The organism is Streptomyces sp. NPDC005393 (genome assembly GCF_040606675.1).
Classification (GTDB): Bacteria; Actinomycetota; Actinomycetes; order Streptomycetales; family Streptomycetaceae; genus Streptomyces.
This window is the reverse complement of the sequence record NZ_JBEXFG010000052.1, coordinates 12439-28733: the sequence shown is the minus strand read 5'-3', so window position 1 is coordinate 28733 and position 16295 is coordinate 12439. Positions and strand designations below refer to the sequence as shown.

The window sequence follows — 16295 nt, the reverse complement described above, 5'->3', positions numbered from 1 at the left end:
CGGAATACCGAACTCGGTATGAGTCCTGGGCAGTCGCAGCATGAGAAATTCACACCCCGGCGATGAGAGAGTCCGCGATGACCGATACGCCCGCCCCGACAGAGCCCGACGCCGCCCCGGCCGAGGACGACGACCTGGTCATCGAGGACCTCACCGACGACCCCCGGCCGATGCCCACGCCCCGCATCTGCATCTGCACCGTCAGCGCCGAATGACCTCCTCATGACCGGCGAACTGGGCTTCACACCACATCTGCGGGTCGAGCCGGTGCCGGGCGAGGCCGTCTATCTCGTCTCCGAGCACGGCGTCACCGCGCTGCACGGACGGGCCATCGCCGCGCTCGCCCCGCTGCTCGACGGGTCGCGGGACCTCGCGCACATCCTCACCGAGGCCGGCCGCGCGGCGGGCCGGACGAGCGCGGTCCCCGCGGGCCAGGCCGAGCGGGTGATCGCCCGGCTGCGCGCGGCGGGGCTGGTCTGCGAGCGCGAGCGCACCCGCGTCCCCGGCCCCGAGGAGGCGTACTGGGAGCTGGCCGGGCTGGGCACGGCCGCCGCCCACGCCACCGCCTCCACGGCCCTTCCCGCCGCCTCCGTGGCGTCGCTGACCCTCGGCTCCACCGACCCGCGGGAGGTCGGGCGGGCGCTGCGCGCCGCGGGCCTGCGGACCGTGGACGGGGACGCGGCGGACGGGCACCCGGCGGCCCAGGGCCCCCGGGACGGAGAGTACCGACGCGCGATATGTCAAATCGACCCCCGTCAACACGGCGCCATGGAACTCACTCTTGTGGTGTGCGACGACTACCTCGATCCACGGCTCGCCGCCGTCGATGGCGCGCACCGCGCCGCGGGCCGCCGCTGGCTGCCCGTCAAACCGGTCGGCACCCAGGCGTGGCTCGGCCCCTTCCTCGGCGCCCCCGACGACCCGTGCTGGTCCTGTCTGGCCGACCGGCTGTGGCGGCGGCGGCAGGCCGAGGCGTATCTCCAGCGCCGGCTCGGCCGCCCCGGCCCGGTGCCGCGCCCGCCCGCCTCGCTGCCCGCGAGCCGCGCCGCCGCGCTCCAACTGGCCGCCCTGGAGGCCGCCAAGTGGCTGGCCGGACACCGCCATCCGGGCCAGCGGGCGCTGTGCACCCTGGACAGCCTCACCGCCATCGTGGAGCGCCATCCGCTGGCGCGCCGCCCGCAGTGCGCCGCATGTGGCGATCCGGCGCTGGTGGCGGCGCGGATACGGGCGCCGCTGGCCCTGCCGTCCCCGCGCGAGCCTGCCGCGGCCGACACCTCACCGCACGGGATCATGGAGCGCTACGGGCATCTGGTCGACCCCGTGACCGGGCTGGTCACCGAGATCCGCCGCGATCCGCGCGGCCCCGCCTTCCTCAACTGCTACCACGCCAGCCACCCTTCGTACGCCGGGGCCGATCCCCTGGGCGGACGCGACGGGCGCGACGGACGCGGCTGCCTCGACGGGCGCGACGGCCTCGACGCCGTACGCGCCGGGCTGCGGGCCGCCGCGCACGGCAAGGGCCGGACGGCCGAACAGGCGCGGGCGAGCGCGCTGTGCGAGGCCCTGGAGCACTACAGCGGCCATTTCCAGGGGGACGAGCCGCGTCAGCGCGCCCGCTACCGCGATCTGGGCCCCGAGGACGCGGTGCATCCGGACACCGTCCAGCTCCTCGATCCGCGCCAGTTCCGGGACCGGGCCCTCCCCGCGCGCCACCGGATCCACGACCCGTTCGACGAGGGCGCGGAGCTCGACTGGACCCCGGTGTGGTCGCTGACCTCCGAGCGCCACCGGCTGCTGCCCACCGCGCTGCTGTACTACGGCGCCCCGCAAGCCCCCGGTCGCCGCTACTGCCGGGCCGACTCCAACGGCGCGGCGGCGGGCGGCACCCTGGCCGACGCCGTCGTACGCGGCTTCCTGGAGCTGGTGGAGCGGGACGCGGTCGCCCTGTGGTGGTACAACCGCACCCGCAGGCCCGCCGTCGACCTCGACGCCTTCGACGATCCGTGGCTGGCCGAACTGCGCCGCGCCCACCGGGGCTTGCGGCGCGAGGTGTGGGCCCTGGACCTCACCACGGACTTCGGCATTCCGGTGGTCGCCGCGCTCTCCCGCCGTACCGACAAGCCCGCGCAGGACATCACGCTCGGCTTCGGCGCCCACTTCGACCGGCACACCGCGCTGTGCCACGCCTTCGCCGAGCTCAACCAGATGCTGCCGACGGTCGTCGAAGCCCGCGCCGACGGCGGCGGTTACGGCGCGGCCGACCCCGAGGCGCTGCGCTGGTTCCGCACCGCGACCACCGCCGGCCGACCCTATCTGACGCCGGATCCGGCCGCCCCGGCGCTGGGCGCCCCGGCCGGCCCCCGGGAGATACCCGGCCCCCGGGACGACGGCTCCCGGGACGACGGCACCCTGGCCGCCGTACGGGAGTCGGTCCGCCGGCGCGGTATGGAGCTGCTGGTGCTGGACCAGACCCGGCCGGATGTCGGGCTGCCCGTGGCCAAGGTGCTGGTGCCCGGACTGCGCCCGCACTGGGCCCGGTTCGCCCCCGGCCGCCTCTTCGACGTGCCCGTGGCGCTCGGCCGGCTGCCGGCCCCCACGCCCTATGCGGACCTCAACCCGACCCCTCTCTTCCTGTGATCCCGGTGATCTCTCGTAACCCTCCGTACCCCATCAGCCTTCTACGCGGCCTCTCCACCCCCGGTAAAGATCGGATACTCTCGGGCAAGCCACCCAATCCGGCCCGACCATCCGGAGGACGAGTGCAGGGGAGCCTCTTGCCCGACGATGCCGGGAACAAGCCGCCGCGCGATCACGACGCCCTGGCGCCGCGCCTGGCCGTGGTCATCACGGTGATCGTGCTGCTGGGCTACTTCTCCGTGGCCGTGACGTACGTGGTCGACGCACACCCCTCGGGCAAGGCCGTGGACCCGGTGGTGCTGACGCTGGCGCTGCTGCCGATGACCGCGCTGCTGGGGCTCCAGCTGACGCACTCCTTCCCGGGGCTCGTGCCCCGCCTCGGCGGCGCCCGGCACTGGACGCTGGCGCTCCAGGCGGTGCTGACCTTCCTGCCGTTCGCGGTCTTCAAGCAGGCCTGGCTGGGCATGCCGGGCTTTCTGGCGGGCTCCTCGCTGCTGGTGCTGGCCCCGGCGCTGGCCTGGCCGACGTTCGGCGCCATCCTGCTGTGCACCGATGTGCTGCTGTTCCAGGTCGGCTACGGCTGGGGCAAGGTCGGGTACACCACTGTCTCCACGGCGCTGACCGGGCTGGTGGTCTTCGGGCTCTCCCGGCTGTCCGGGCTGGTCGCCGAGGTCTCCCGGTCGCGCGCCGAACTGGCCCGGCTGGCGGTCGCCCAGGAGCGGCTGCGCTTCTCCCGGGATGTGCACGACCTGCTCGGCTACAGCCTCTCCACCATCACCCTCAAGTGTGAGCTGGTGCACCGGCTGGTGCCGCGCCAGAACTCCCGGGCCCAGCAGGAGCTCTCGGAGATTCTGCAGACCTCCCGTCAGGCGCTCGCCGATGTCCGGGCCGTGGCCAGCGGCTACCGCAAGATGTCGCTGTTCGCGGAGGCGGAGACGGCCAGATCGATGCTGGCCGCGGCGGGCATCACCGCCACGGCGCGTATCGACTGCGGAAAGCTGCCGGATCTGGTGGACACCGTGCTGGCGAGCGTGTTGCGCGAGGGGCTGACCAATGTGCTGCGCCACAGCAAGGCCGAGCACTGCGCGATCGAGGCGCGGCGGACCGAGCACCGGGTGCGGCTGACGCTCGTCAACGACGGGGTGGGCAAGCCGTCCACGATCCTGCGCGCCGACAGTTCGGACGGCGGCAGCGGGATCGGCAACCTCAAGGTCCGGCTGGAGGGCCTGGGCGGGCGGCTGCGCGCGGGCGTACGCTCCGACGGCTGGTTCGAGTTACGGGCGGAGCTGGAGGTGTCCGGGGACGCTCCGCCGGGCCGGCGGGAGCGCGGCGCCGAGGAGGAGTACGGCCCGGTCCTGCCGTGACGGCGCGACCCGGGCCGCCGTAGCTCAGAGCCAGCCCGCCTCGCGGGCGATACGGATGGCGTCGACCCGGTTGCGGGCGTTCAGTTTGGTCACAGTGGACGTCAGATAGTTGCGCACCGTCCCGACCGACAGAAACAGCCTGGCCGCGATCTGTGCGGACTCCTCGCCCTGCGAGGCCAGCCGCAGCACCTCCAGCTCGCGCGGGGTCAGCGGCTGCGGACCGTCGTCCAGGGTGGCCAGCGCGAGCTGCGGGTCGATCACCCGCTCGCCCTTCGCGACCGCGCGGATCGCGTCGCACAGCTTGTCCGGGCTGCTGTCCTTCAGCAGAAAGCCGGAGACCTGGGCCGCCAGGGCCCGGCGCAGATTGCCGGGGCGGCCGAGGCTGGTGAGCATCATGGTCCGGCATGCGGGGACGGCGGTACGCAGCTCCGCGGCCGCCGTCAGCCCGTCCACGCCCGGGAGGTCGATATCGAGCACCGCGACATCCGGCCGGAGCTCCCGGGCGCGCGGCAGAATATCGGCTCCGCTGGAGAACTCGGCCACGACATCGATATCCGGTTCGAATTCCAGCAGGGCGACCAGTGCCTTGCGCAGCATGTGCATGTCTTCGGCGATGAGCACCCTGATCATGTCGCCCCCTGCTGTTCCCACCCCGTTGTCGCCCGGCATACGATTATTCCCAAGTCCTCTTGACCGTTCTACGATTTCCCGCTGGAATTCCCCTGTCGAACATCCGTCCCGTCACCCCCTCCGGCAGCCGCGGCCGATGGATCACGAGGGCACCCTGCGGGTGACCTGGACGGTCCAGCCGCCGCCGGTCGCGCGTCCGGTGACCGTCACGCGGACGGCCTCCTCCTTGGCCGACAGGCTGTCCCCGACGCCGAGCGGGGCGTCGGCGAGCGCCGGGTAGACCGACTCGTTCCAGCAGGCGGAGGTGGCGGGGTGGCCGTCCAGCACCTGGACGGGGCCGTCGCCCGAGGCCTTGTCGTTGCGTACGCGGTAGACCAGCACGCCCTGGGTGCAGGTCCCGGCGTCGTTGCCGTAGGCGCCGCGCGCCTCGATGGCCAGCGCGCTCGTGGGGCCGGTGCGGACGACCACCAGACGGGTGCGGGAGTCGGCGGCGGCATCGCCCGACGCCATGGGGGCGCCGAGGGGTTCGAGGGTGTACATGCGCGGGCCGGTGGCGCGGTCGCAGGCGACCTGGCGTGAGCTGAGCCAGCCGAGCTTCCACTTGTGCCAGCCGAAGGGGTCGGGGGCCATTCCGAACTGGCTGCCCATCAGGTCCCAGTCGCCGACATAGGTGTCCCAGTCGCCGTTGTTGTCGCTGTCCTTGGGCCGGTGGTAGAGGTCGGGCAGATCGAATACATGGCCGGTCTCATGGGCCAGCACATTGCGGTCCGGCGGGTGGTGTTCGAAAACGGTCACCAGGCGGCGCAGCTCAATACCGTCGGCATGCAGTGGCTTTTCGAAGTTGACCACTTTGGTCGCGTCGGCGTCGACGCCCGGGGCATCGGGGTCGGCGACCAGATAGACGAGGTCATAGCGGCTGAAGTCCACATGCGGATCGGCGGCGGCGATGGCGTCGCGCAGATACGCGGCGCGCCGCCCGGAGTTCCAGTCGCGCTGTATGGCGTAGGCGGTGGACGGCCGGGGCATGATGAGCCAGCGCCCCTGCGGATGCACGCGCAGCGCGAATTTCCCGTAGGAGGCCCGTTTGAAGAAGTCGGCGGTGGCGGGGGTGTGGTCGGCGGCCAGCCGGGCGGGGGTCACCTTGGGCTTGGCATCCGGGAAGGACAGGAAGACCATGGCCGCGTCGAGCCTGCGGGCCGGGCGGGGGTAGCGGGAGTTCCAGGTGTCCAGGCCCTCGGAGTGGTGCGCCCCGGTGCGCTCCAGGTCGCAGGGGCCGCCCGCGCCGGCCGCGACCGCGGGGCCCGCCACCACGGTCGTCGCGATCATCGCGCTCAACGAGGTCAGTACGGCTCCGGTACGCCGCAGCCGGGGCGGGCGGTGCACCCCCTCGGGTCCATGAGGACGCACCATGTCGACCTCCCGGGCGTAGTCGGAACACCCACTCCACCCTGGGCCGGATTGGCGCGGTACGCCCTGTTCGGCTGGACCGGTCGAGTGAACCGGCCGCGATGCGGGTACGTAACAGACGGTCACAATCGGTCAGAGGGGCAGTTGGCCCGCGCAGAGTCGAACAGATACGACCAAACACATTGTCAAGGGGGCGGTGAGCGCGATGACGTCGATGGAGTGCCCGGGGTGCGAGCCTTTATGATCGGCACATTTCCAGCGGGGATTCCCTATTCAGGCGGGCACTTACGGCCTGCCCGGCACCCGGTGTGAGACATGCGCAAGACGTGTACGACAGACCTGGACAAGACAAACGCCACGCGGGAGCGAGCGGTGAGCGGAACCCCCGACGGGCAGGGCCGCGCGCCCGGCGCGACGCTGCCGACGATCACTGAGCGTGATGCGATGCCCAGCGCTCCACCCCTCTCGGGAGGCGCGGGCGCACCTTCCCCCGCCCCCGACGCGCCCCCGGGCGCCGCACCCCCGGGCGCCGCGTCCCAAGGCGCCGCGTCCCAAGGCGCCGCACCGCCGGCCGCCGCACCCCGAGGTGCCGCGCCGAGCGACTATCGCGCCGCCTTCAACGCCGCGCGTCTGGCCATGGCCGTCGTCGACCGCGAGGGAAGAGTGCTCGACGCCAACCCCGCCCTCGGCGACCTGCTCGGCACCGATCCGGCCCTGCTGGCCGACCGCAGCGCGGCGGATCTGGCCGATCTGCGCGAGGATCCGCGCACCTGGAGCGAGTACCGGGACGTGCTGCGGGGCCGCCGCGAACGGCTGTGCTGCACCCGGCGCCTCCAGCGCACCGACGGCCATCTGCTCTGGGCCGAGATCACCGTCGAGCCCGCCCCGGGCAGCCGCGGCGTGCTGCTGTCGATGGCGGACATCAGCGACCGGCGGGATCTCCAGGGCCGGCTGCGCCACCTCCAGATGCACGATCCGGTGACCCGGCTGCCCAACCGCAATCTCTTCTTCGAGCGGCTGGCCACGGCGCTGGAGTCGGCCACCTACGACCGCGAGGGCACCGGCCGGATCGGGCTGTGCTATCTCGATCTCGACGGTTTCAAGGCGGTCAATGACACCCTCGGCCACCGGGTCGGCGACCGGCTGCTCGGCGCGGTCGCCCAGCGGCTCACCGAATGCGCGGCGCCCGGCGGCCATCTGGTGGCGCGGCTCGGCGGCGATGAGTTCGCCCTGCTGGTCCGGAACTCCACCGGCACCGAGCAGCTGTGCGAGCTCGCCCGCTCCGTGCTGGCGGCGCTGCAGACGCCGTTCGACGTGGGCGGGCAGCGGCTGGCGGTGTCGGCGAGCATCGGCGTGGTGGAGCGGCCCGCGGCCGGCACCCACACCACCTGGCTGATGCAGGCCGCGGACACCACGCTGTACTGGGCCAAGGAGGACGGCAAGGCGCGCTGGACCCTCTTCGACCCTGAGCGCAACGCCCATCGGATGACCCGGCAGGCGCTGTCCAGCACGCTGCGGCCGGCGGTCGAGCGGGAGGAGTTCGTCCTCGACTACCAGCCGCTGGTGGGGCTGGTCGACGGGGTCGTACGGGGCGTGGAGGCCCTGGTGCGCTGGGACCATCCGCAGTTCGGCCGGTTGTCGCCGAATCGGTTCATCCCCCTGGCCGAGGAGAACGGCGCGATCGTGCCGCTCGGGCGGTGGGTGCTGCGGACCGCCTGCCGCCAGGCCCGCGCCTGGCAGCTGGCGCATCCGCTGCACCCGATCGTCGTCAGCGTCAATGTGGCGGTCCGCCAGGTGTGGGACTCCGATCTGGTCGCGGACGTCGGCTCGATCCTCGCGGAGACGGGGCTGCCGCCGCATCTGCTGCAGCTGGAGCTGACCGAGTCGGCGGTGATGGGCTCGGCCGGCCGGCCGCTCCAGGCGCTCCAGCGGCTCAGCGACATGGGGATGGCCATCGCCATCGACGACTTCGGGACCGGCTACTCCAACCTCGCCTATCTGAGCCGGCTGCCGGTCTCCACGCTCAAGCTCGACGGGTCGTTCGTCCAGGGGTTCCGGACGGCGGAGCATCCGAATCCGGCCGACGAGACGATCGTCGAGGCGCTGGTGCAGCTCGCGCACCGGCTGGGTCTCACGGTGACGGCGGAGTGCGTGGAGAGCGCGGAGCAGGCGGAGCGGCTGGGGCGGATCGGCTGCGACACGGGGCAGGGGTGGTTCTACTCCCGCCCGGTCCCGCCGGACCGGATCCAGGCGATGATCGCCGCCTGCCCGGCGCCCACATAGGAATCCGGTCCGCCCGCCCCGGTCGCTCCGCGGCTACGCCTCTGCCGTCGGCAGATCGTAGGCGTCCGCGATCAGCTCGTACGAGCGCAGCCGGGCCTCACGGCCGTGCGCGGTGGTCGTGATCTTGATCTCGTCCACCCCGGTCCGCTTGATCAGCCCATCGAGGCCCTCGCGGACCTCGTCCGGCGTGCCGTGGACGACATTCGCGAGCCAGCTGTTGACGAAGTCGCGCTCGATCTCGCTGAACTCATATGCCTCGGTCTCCTCGGGGGTCGGGACGAGGCCGGGGCGGCCGGTGCGCAGCCGGACCATGGACAGCGCGCCGGTGAGCACCTGGCGGTAGGCCTCCTTCTCGTCCTCGGAGGCCAACGCCGAGACGCCGATCGAGGCATACGGCCGGTCCAGCACGGCCGACGGCCGGAAGCTCTCGCGGTATAGGTCGAGCGCGGGGACGGTGTTCGCCGCGGAGAAGTGGTGGGCGAAGGAGAACGGCAGACCGAGCAGCCCGGCGAGCCGGGCGCTGAAGCCGCTGGACCCCAGCAGCCAGACCGAGGGCCGGCCGGCGGACTGCACCCCGCCGGGCACGGTGCCCTGCACCGGCCCCGGCACCGCGTGGATGCGGGCGTAACGGTGGCCGTCGGGGAAGTCGTCGTCGAGGAACCGGGTCAGCTCGGCGAGCTGCTCCGGAAAGTCGTCCGCGCCCTCGCGCAGCCGGTCGGTGCGGCGCAGCGCGGCGGCCGTGGCCCCGTCGGTCCCGGGCGCGCGGCCGAGGCCCAGGTCCACCCGGCCGGGGGCGAGCGCCTCCAGCGTGCCGAACTGCTCGGCGATGACCAGCGGCGCGTGGTTGGGGAGCATCACCCCGCCCGAGCCGAGCCGGATCCGCTCGGTGTGCGCGGCGAGATGGGCGAGGATCACGGCCGGCGAGGAGCTGGCGACACCGGGCATGGAGTGGTGCTCGGCGACCCAGAAGCGGTGGAAGCCGCGGCGCTCGGCGAGCTTGGCCAGCTCGGTGGTGGTCCGCAGCGCCTGGGCGGCGGTCAGCCCGCTGCCGACGGTCGCCAGATCCAGCACCGACAGCGGCACCGGTGCGCTGCCGCTGGGCTTGGCCCGGATGGTGTCGCGCCGGTCGTCTCGCCGGTCCTGCTCATCGGCCACGGTGACCCGCCTCCCTGGTCGGTCGCTGTGCTGTGCGCGGTGTCCGGGCACAGCCATCCGAGCACAGGAACCGGAGAATGGCTCCGCTTTATTCCCGGCTCTATTCCTCGCGCGCCTCTTCCCGGGGCGCACGCGACCAAGTCCGCCCCCACTCCTGTCGGCAGGGGGGCGGACCCGGCGCAAGCGGTGCGGCCAGGGGCTAGCCGGCGGTCCGCGCCGTACGGCGACGGTGGAGAACCAGCGCCGTGCAGGCGCCGCCGATCACCAGCGCGCCGGCCGCGAGGCCGATAGGCAGGGCGGAGGAGCCCATCGGCAGAGTGGCGGAGCTGCCGGTCCCGGCGAGGCGCCGGGTGGTCAGCGCGTTCACGATCGGGGCGTTGGCGGCCAGAGCCGAGGTCGTGTAGTGACCGGCCTTGTGCACCGAGGCGACCGAACCGTCCCGCTTCAGCAGCACCTGGGTGTTGTTCGGGTGCCGGAAGTCGAACATGCCGGACAGGGTGTTCGCCCGGGCGTCGAAGGAGGAGTCCCCGATCCGGCCGGTGTGCCAGTTGTCCTCGATGAAGCGGGTGACCGACGTCTGCTCGGTCTGGGTGTGGTCGACCTTGTTGGCCTTGCTGTACGGCGAGATCACCAGCAGCGGCTGACGGGTGCCGGGGCCGCAGCGGTCCTGGTAGCCGCCCTTGGCCTTCGGGCCGGACTGGCAGGCGGGGCTGTCGGTGGCCTTGCCGTTCGAGCCGACCGTGGAGTCCTTCGACCCGTTGGTGGGCTTGGCGTAGGCGTGGTCGTACCAGCCGTCGCTGTCGTCGTACGCGACGACGATCGCCGTGTCCTTCCACTGCGGCGACTTCTGGATCGCGTTGATCTGCTTGACCAGGAAGTGCTGCTCGTCGATCGGGTCGGAGTAGCCCGCGTGGCCGTCCTGGTACTCGGCGGCCTTCAGAAAGCTGACGGCCGGCAGATGACCGGTCTTGAGCGCGGAGTGGAAGTCGGTGAGGTCGTAGTTGTGGTTGGCCTGACCGTTCCGGCCGATCTCACGGACGTTCTTCGGCGGGAGGTGATGGGGATTGGCCGTGGACTTGTAGTACTGGAAGGGCGCGTGGTGCGGGCTGTAGTCCACGGACGCCGCGCCGCCGACGTTCTGATGCGTGGTGCCGGAGCACTTGGCGTAGGAGCCCTGCTGACCGTCCCAGGGGGTGCTGGGCCGGAAGCCGCCCTGGAACCAGCCCCAGGACACACCCTTGGCGTTGAGCCGATCGCCGATGTTCTCGCCCTTGAGCCGGGCGAGGGCGTTGTTGCTGGTGTGGTCCTTGTTGGAGCAGTCGTCGAAGGCCGGGTCCGGGTCGTTGATCACCGTGCCGACGCCCTTGGCGTCGGGCGAGGCCACCGTGTACGGATCGGGCTTGTCGGTCTGCTTGGGGTCCTCGGTGGAGGACTTGGGGTCGGTGGAGATCACGCCATGGGTCTGACCGGAGACCAGCTCCAGAGCGCCGGGGGTGGAGGGACCGTAGGCGGAGCTGAACGACCGGTCATTGAGCGCGTAGTGCTGGGCGTAGTTCCACAGCCCGGTGACCGTGTTGCCGTCGTAGTAGTCCATCACCAGACCGGGCTCGCCGAACAGCCCGCTGCACTTGCTGACCTCGGTGTTCTCGACGTACTTATCGGCCTTGCCGCCATTGGCCGCGTACTGCTCGGGACCGTAGGAGTGGTTCTGGTCGCAGGTCATGGCCTGGTCGCTGCGGAGCCGCTTCGGCTTGTAGAGGTTGGGGTTCTTCTTCAGCAGACCCGCGTGCGCCAGGGTGTCGATGTTCTTCGGGGTGTCCTTGGCCGGCGTGAACTTCGTCCCGTCGGTGTTCGCGGCCTTCGGGTAGGTGCCGAAGTAGTGGTCGAACGAGATGTTCTCGTCGAAGATCACCACCACATGCTTCACCGGGGTCGCGGTGTCCGGCCCCTGGTGCGCGGGGGCGGCCCATGCGGGCGCCACCCCGCCCACCGTCGCCAGGGCCGCGGCACCGGCCAGGGCGCCCCAGCGCGTGACCCGGCTCCGCCGCCGGCCCCTTGCGGATCCTGCTGTTCCGCCCATGCCGTTTCCTCCACATGCTTCGCGTTTCACACCTGTGCCCGATCCTGTGCCGCGGGCCGAACTCTCCGATGGAATCCATGGAGGCTGCCGAGTGAACAGAGGGTCAGGAAAACCCAAGGAACTCTTGAGGTGTTCTTGACCGGGTGGTGGTGCGACACTCGGCGCTGATCAGGACAGAAGGGTCCGTCCCAACCAGTCGGTACGGTCCTTGGCGCCGGGCAGCGCGTAGAAATAGCCGCCCCCGAAGGGGGTGATGTAGTCGACCAGCGGCTCACCCGCCAACCGCTTCTGCACCGTCTCGAACTGCCGCACGAGATCCTGCTGGTAGCAGCAGAACATCAGGCCCATATCGAGATTGCCGTTCCCGTCCATGCCCCGGTCGTAGTTGTACGCGCGGCGCAGTATTCGCTGGTCCTCGCTGTGCGCGGTGCGCGGATCGGCCCGCCGGATATGGCTGTCCAGCGGGATGATGTCGCCCTTGGGGTCCTGTGCGTACCGCGGGGTGTCGAACTCGTGCCGCCCGTCCAGCGGTGCGCCCGTCTCCCGGCTGCGGCCGAGCATCCGCTCCTGCTCGGTGATCGACACCCGGTCCCAGAACTCCACCAGCATCCGGATCAGCCGGATGACCTGATAGCTGCCGCCGACCGCCCAGCCCGGCTCACCGGAGTGGGCGCCCGTCCACACCAGACGGTCCATCTGGCGGGCGTCGCCGGCATCCGGGTTGGCGGTGCCGTCCTTGAACCCCATGTGGTTGCGCGGGGTGCCGGAGGGGCGCGGCGGGCTGACGAAGCCGTCCAGGCGCCAGCGCACCTGGAGCGCGCCCCGGGTGTGCCGGGCGATATCGCGCAGGGCGTGCAGGACCGTGTCCGGACTCTCCGCGCAGAGCTGGAGGCTCAGATCGCCATGGCACCAGCCGGCGTCGAGATCGTCGTCCGGGAAGGACGGCATCGTGCGCAGCCGCCGCGGCTTGCGGTCCTTCAGCCCGTACCGCTCGTCGAAGAGCGAGGCGCCCACACCGACCGTCGCCGTCAGCCGGTCGGCGGCCACCTGCGGGCCCAGGGTGCCGGAGTCGACGGGCGGGGCGGTGATCCCGGCCGGGTCCGGGGTGCCGCCGGTGGTGAGGAACCGGCAGCGCTCGGTGAGGGTACGGAAGGCGTCGGCCAGCTCCTTACGGCCCTCGGCCGTGGCATCGAAGGCGATGAACGCGGTCGCCCGCTGGGGCGGGGTGAGGATTCCGGCCTGATGGGCGCCGTGGAAGGGGATACGGGCGGGCGCCCCCTGCCGCTGGCTCGACCGCGCCGCGGCCGGGACCGCGGCAGCGCCCGCCACCGCGCCGACCGTGCCCGCCGCCGCGCCCCGCAGAAAGCCCCGCCGCAGCACCTCGCTCACCGGGTCCTCCGTACATCCGTCAGCGCCGCCACATCCGCCAGCCGCTCCACCAGCGCGCCCATATCGGCGTTCAGCTTCTCACGCCCCGTGCGGCTCAGCTTGTCCACCGGGGTCCAGTGGTCCCCGTGGTGCGCACCGTCCAGGGTGTGCTGGGTGCGCTCCAGCCAGGCCCTCAGCTCCCGCAGCCCGGGGTCCCGGGACGTCAGCACCGGGTCCAGACAGCGCAGCACGGCCCGGGTGCCGTCCAGATTGGCGCGGGCGGTGGCCACAGTGGTGCCGCTGCCGTAGTCGGTGCGGCCGGTCAGCTCGAACTGCACGGTGTTCTCCATGATCTCGTGCGCCCGCAGGCCCAGGTCGCCAGGGTCCATCCGCTGCCCGGGCCAGTCGTCCCGCAGCCCGCGGACATCCTTGTCGAGCCGGTCGGCGACTGCGCGCAGGGCGCTCGCGGACTCGCCGTGCCACAGGCCGTACTCGATGCGGTGGAAGCCGGTGAAGTGCGGGTCGCGGACGCCGCCGGACAGCCCCGCCGCGGTGCCGTTGATCGCCCCGTCGGCCTCACCGAAGGTGCCATAGGCGGCGCCCAGCCGCTCGTACACCAGATGGGCGGGCAGCCAGGCCGCGCGGGCCGCGGCCAGATCGCCGCCGCGGACGGCCGAGCGCAGCGCGTCGGTCTTCCGCACCAGCTCCCCCATCCGGTCCTGGACCCACTTCTGGTAGGCGATGGTGGGCGGGATCAGATCCTGCTGGGTGACCGGGAGGGCGGACGGCCCGCCGCCGCGCGCCGGTCCGGCCACGGTGACGGTCGGGCCGGTGACCGCGTCCGCGTCGTCGGGCAGACAGAGAAAGGCGTAGGAACCTCCGCCGAGCGTGACCCGCAGCGGCCGGCTGGTCCCGGGGCCCAGGCCGTCCACCTCGCCGTAGACGGCACCGTTCGCCGGATTGGTGAGATAGACCTCGGCCGCCCTGCTGGAGGTGTTCCGCAGATCGAAGACCTGCTTGCCACGGCTCGGATGGGTCCAGCCACGGCCACAGCCCCCCTCGGAGATCTCGACCGAGGTGTGCCGAAGCCCGTCCGACGGGCGAGCGGAAGCCTGTGGGCGATGGCCGTCCGACGAGCCCCCGCCGACGGTCATCGCGCCGACCCCGGCGGCCGCGGCGGCCGTCACCGCCCCGGCGACCAGCAGCTGACGAGATGACGGCCGGAGGAGGGAGAGCTGAAGGTGACGCACGGCTGCATGCTAGACACAGTTCGGCAAACGGAACGCGTCGGCGAAGAAAGAGAAAGCTGGAATTCCGCCGGACTTCACCGACCCGTCACCGCCCGCTCCCGCCACCCGGCCGGCTGCTGCACCGGGCCTCGCCGCGGCCGGCCCCGCCGCTCCCGGCCGCCGCTGCCACCCTCTCCGGCCGCCGCCGTCACCGACCGCCCCCGATGAACAGCGTGCCCAGCCGGTCATGGACCGGCTCACGGCCCAGCAGCCGCAGCCCCTCCCAGACCGTGACCTGATTTGCCGTGAGCACCGGCTTGCCCAGCTCCGCCTCCAGATCGGGCAGCCAGGCCGCGGTGTGCAGAGCCGTATCCGGAAGGAGCACCGCCTGTGCCTCGGGGTGGTCTCCGGTGCGGGCGAGACGCAGCACCTCCTCCCGGCCCCAGGTGCCGACCTCGGCGGCAGTGATGATGCCGCTGCCGCGCGTCGAGACCACTTCCGCGCCCGCCGCCTTCAGAAAAGTCCTGAAGTGCTCGGCGACATCCTCCGGGTAGGTCGCCGCGATGGCGACCCGCTCGGCGCCCAGCGCCCGCACCGCGTGGGCGAAGGCGAAGGAGGTGCTGGAGGCGGGCAGCCCGGCCGTCTCGCTCAGCTCGCGGACCTGCTCCCGCGCGCCCTCCCAGCCGAAGACGAAGCTGGCGCTGGTGCAGGCCCAGACCACGGCCCGCGCACCGCGCTCCGCGAGCTCGGCGACCCCGGCCGCGAGGCGCGCCGCCGCCCCCATCTCCAGCAGGGCGTCCACCCGGTGGGCGTCCTCGCCGATGTCGGTGTGGACCAGGGGAAGCCGGACCCCGCCGCCCAGGATCCCCTCCAGCCACGCATAGTCGTCCTCGGCGGAATATCCCGGGTAGAGAAAGCCCACCGTGTCCGGGGCCGGCCGCGTCGTGTCCACCATGACTGCCTCCTTACCGGCGGCCCCCGCGAGCGCCGCCCCTTGCACTGTCACTTCTCATACACCGCGGCCGCCCGGCGGGTTCCGCTCCCGCCCGGCAGATGCCCTCACCTCGGCGACGGGCCTCCCGGGTCGTCCAGATACGGGCCCTCCCCGATCCCGGGCCCGAACCCCGGATCGAGGCCGTCGGCCGGATCCCCGTCCGGCGCCGGCGACGCGGCCCCGGCCAGCGCCGCCTCGGGCTTGTCGACCACGGAGTCGACCACCGAATCGACGATGGGATCCACCGCCCCCCGGCCCGGACCGCTCGCCGGCCACGCCGCCATCCCCGCCGGACCGGATCGGGCGGCCGGGTCCAGCAGCGCCTGGTAGGGCCCGACGGCCTGGGCGCCGATCGCCCGCAACGCCGCCCACATCGTCACCTGGTTCGCGGACAGCACGGGCATCCGCAACTCCGCCTCCAGCTGCGGAATCACGTCGTAGGTCGGCAAGTTGGTGCAGCTGATGAACAGGGCGTCGGTCGCCCCGACCACCGCCTGCCGCGCCATGTCGACCACATCGCGGTACGGCACCTTCCAGATGTGCCGGGTCAGTCCGAGGTACGCCCGCCCGGTGACGGTCATACCGGCCTCGCCGAGGTACTCCTCGAGCGAATCGGTCACCGACCGGGTGTACGGCGTGACCACCGCGATCCGCCGCGCGCCGATCTCCCGCAGTGCCTCCAGCAGCGCGCCCGAGGTGGTCAGCGACGGAAGTTCGCCCGCTTGGGTCATCGCCGCGCACATCGCGCGCTCGCCGGCCACCCCGCCGACGAAGCTGCCCGAGGTGCAGGCGTACGCCACCACTTCCGGTGCGACCGCGCTCAGCGCCCGCACCGCCTCGTGCAAGGTCTCGTGCTCACTCACGAGCCGGGCCAGGTCGAGGCTCACCTCGACCGGTACGAACGGGGTACGGGTGAGGTGCAAGGAGACCTCGTCCGGCACCCAGCGCCACAGCTCCCGGTCGAGCGCGAAGTCGAACGGTGCGACCACCCCCACCCCGCGCTGCGGCAGTGGGCCACCCAGAAAAGAGACGTCCATATCGAGCCCCAATACGGAACGGAGGGACTGGACCTTTGGCCAGAGATACAGAGAAAGACACCGGCCTCAAGCCGGGACGCCGGGACAGACGTTGTTGTTGACGACGGTAGT

Annotated in this window: 12 protein-coding genes; 4 read left to right on the top strand and 8 right to left on the bottom strand. The window is 72.2% G+C overall.

Annotation, left to right across the window (positions count from 1 at the left end; all coding sequences use genetic code 11):
- Positions 1-77 precede the first annotated feature (77 nt).
- From ABZS71_RS30180 to ABZS71_RS30170, 3 genes are all read left to right on the top strand, one after another.
- The gene (locus tag ABZS71_RS30180; RefSeq protein WP_356215137.1) at positions 78-215 is read left to right on the top strand and encodes a hypothetical protein; all 138 of its coding nucleotides are present in this window, start codon (positions 78-80) and stop codon (positions 213-215) included.
- 7 nt (positions 216-222) lie between these two features.
- The gene (locus ABZS71_RS30175) at positions 223-2637 is read left to right on the top strand and encodes a TOMM precursor leader peptide-binding protein (RefSeq protein WP_356215135.1); all 2415 of its coding nucleotides are present in this window, start codon (positions 223-225) and stop codon (positions 2635-2637) included.
- A gap of 137 nt (positions 2638-2774) precedes the next feature.
- Complete coding sequence (locus tag ABZS71_RS30170; protein WP_356215133.1) at positions 2775-4001, top strand: histidine kinase; 1227 nt, start codon at positions 2775-2777, stop codon at positions 3999-4001.
- A 24-nt stretch (positions 4002-4025) separates the two neighbouring features.
- Here the strand turns inward: ABZS71_RS30170 and ABZS71_RS30165 are convergent, their stop codons facing one another.
- Positions 4026-4631 (bottom strand): response regulator transcription factor, encoded by a 606-nt coding sequence (locus ABZS71_RS30165; RefSeq protein ID WP_355855935.1) that lies wholly within the window; start codon positions 4629-4631, stop codon positions 4026-4028.
- 141 nt (positions 4632-4772) lie between these two features.
- The gene (locus ABZS71_RS30160; protein ID WP_356215131.1) at positions 4773-6041 is read right to left on the bottom strand and encodes a M6 family metalloprotease domain-containing protein; all 1269 of its coding nucleotides are present in this window, start codon (positions 6039-6041) and stop codon (positions 4773-4775) included.
- Positions 6042-6353: 312 nt separating this feature from the next.
- Here ABZS71_RS30160 and ABZS71_RS30155 point away from each other — a divergent pair, with 312 nt between their 5' ends.
- Positions 6354-8321: an EAL domain-containing protein gene (locus tag ABZS71_RS30155; protein ID WP_356215129.1), complete on the top strand. Its 1968-nt coding sequence runs from the start codon at positions 6354-6356 to the stop codon at positions 8319-8321.
- A 33-nt stretch (positions 8322-8354) separates the two neighbouring features.
- Here the strand turns inward: ABZS71_RS30155 and ABZS71_RS30150 are convergent, their stop codons facing one another.
- The 6 genes from ABZS71_RS30150 to ABZS71_RS30125 form a co-directional block, all read right to left on the bottom strand.
- Positions 8355-9476, bottom strand: coding sequence for an LLM class flavin-dependent oxidoreductase (locus tag ABZS71_RS30150; protein WP_356215127.1), 1122 nt, complete (start codon positions 9474-9476; stop codon positions 8355-8357).
- 199 nt (positions 9477-9675) lie between these two features.
- Positions 9676-11556, bottom strand: coding sequence for an alkaline phosphatase family protein (locus ABZS71_RS30145; RefSeq protein ID WP_356215125.1), 1881 nt, complete (start codon positions 11554-11556; stop codon positions 9676-9678).
- A 168-nt stretch (positions 11557-11724) separates the two neighbouring features.
- Positions 11725-12945: an iron uptake transporter deferrochelatase/peroxidase subunit gene (efeB, locus tag ABZS71_RS30140; protein WP_356215123.1), complete on the bottom strand. Its 1221-nt coding sequence runs from the start codon at positions 12943-12945 to the stop codon at positions 11725-11727.
- Entirely contained in the window at positions 12942-14174 is a 1233-nt protein-coding gene (locus tag ABZS71_RS30135) for an EfeM/EfeO family lipoprotein (RefSeq protein ID WP_356215121.1), read from the bottom strand. The genes efeB and ABZS71_RS30135 overlap by 4 nt, the downstream gene beginning before the upstream one ends.
- Positions 14175-14361: 187 nt before the next feature.
- Positions 14362-15108 (bottom strand): decarboxylase, encoded by a 747-nt coding sequence (locus ABZS71_RS30130; RefSeq protein WP_356215119.1) that lies wholly within the window; start codon positions 15106-15108, stop codon positions 14362-14364.
- A 104-nt stretch (positions 15109-15212) separates the two neighbouring features.
- Positions 15213-16184, bottom strand: a complete 972-nt coding sequence (locus tag ABZS71_RS30125; protein WP_356215117.1) for a decarboxylase — start codon at positions 16182-16184, stop codon at positions 15213-15215.
- Positions 16185-16295 lie beyond the last annotated feature (111 nt).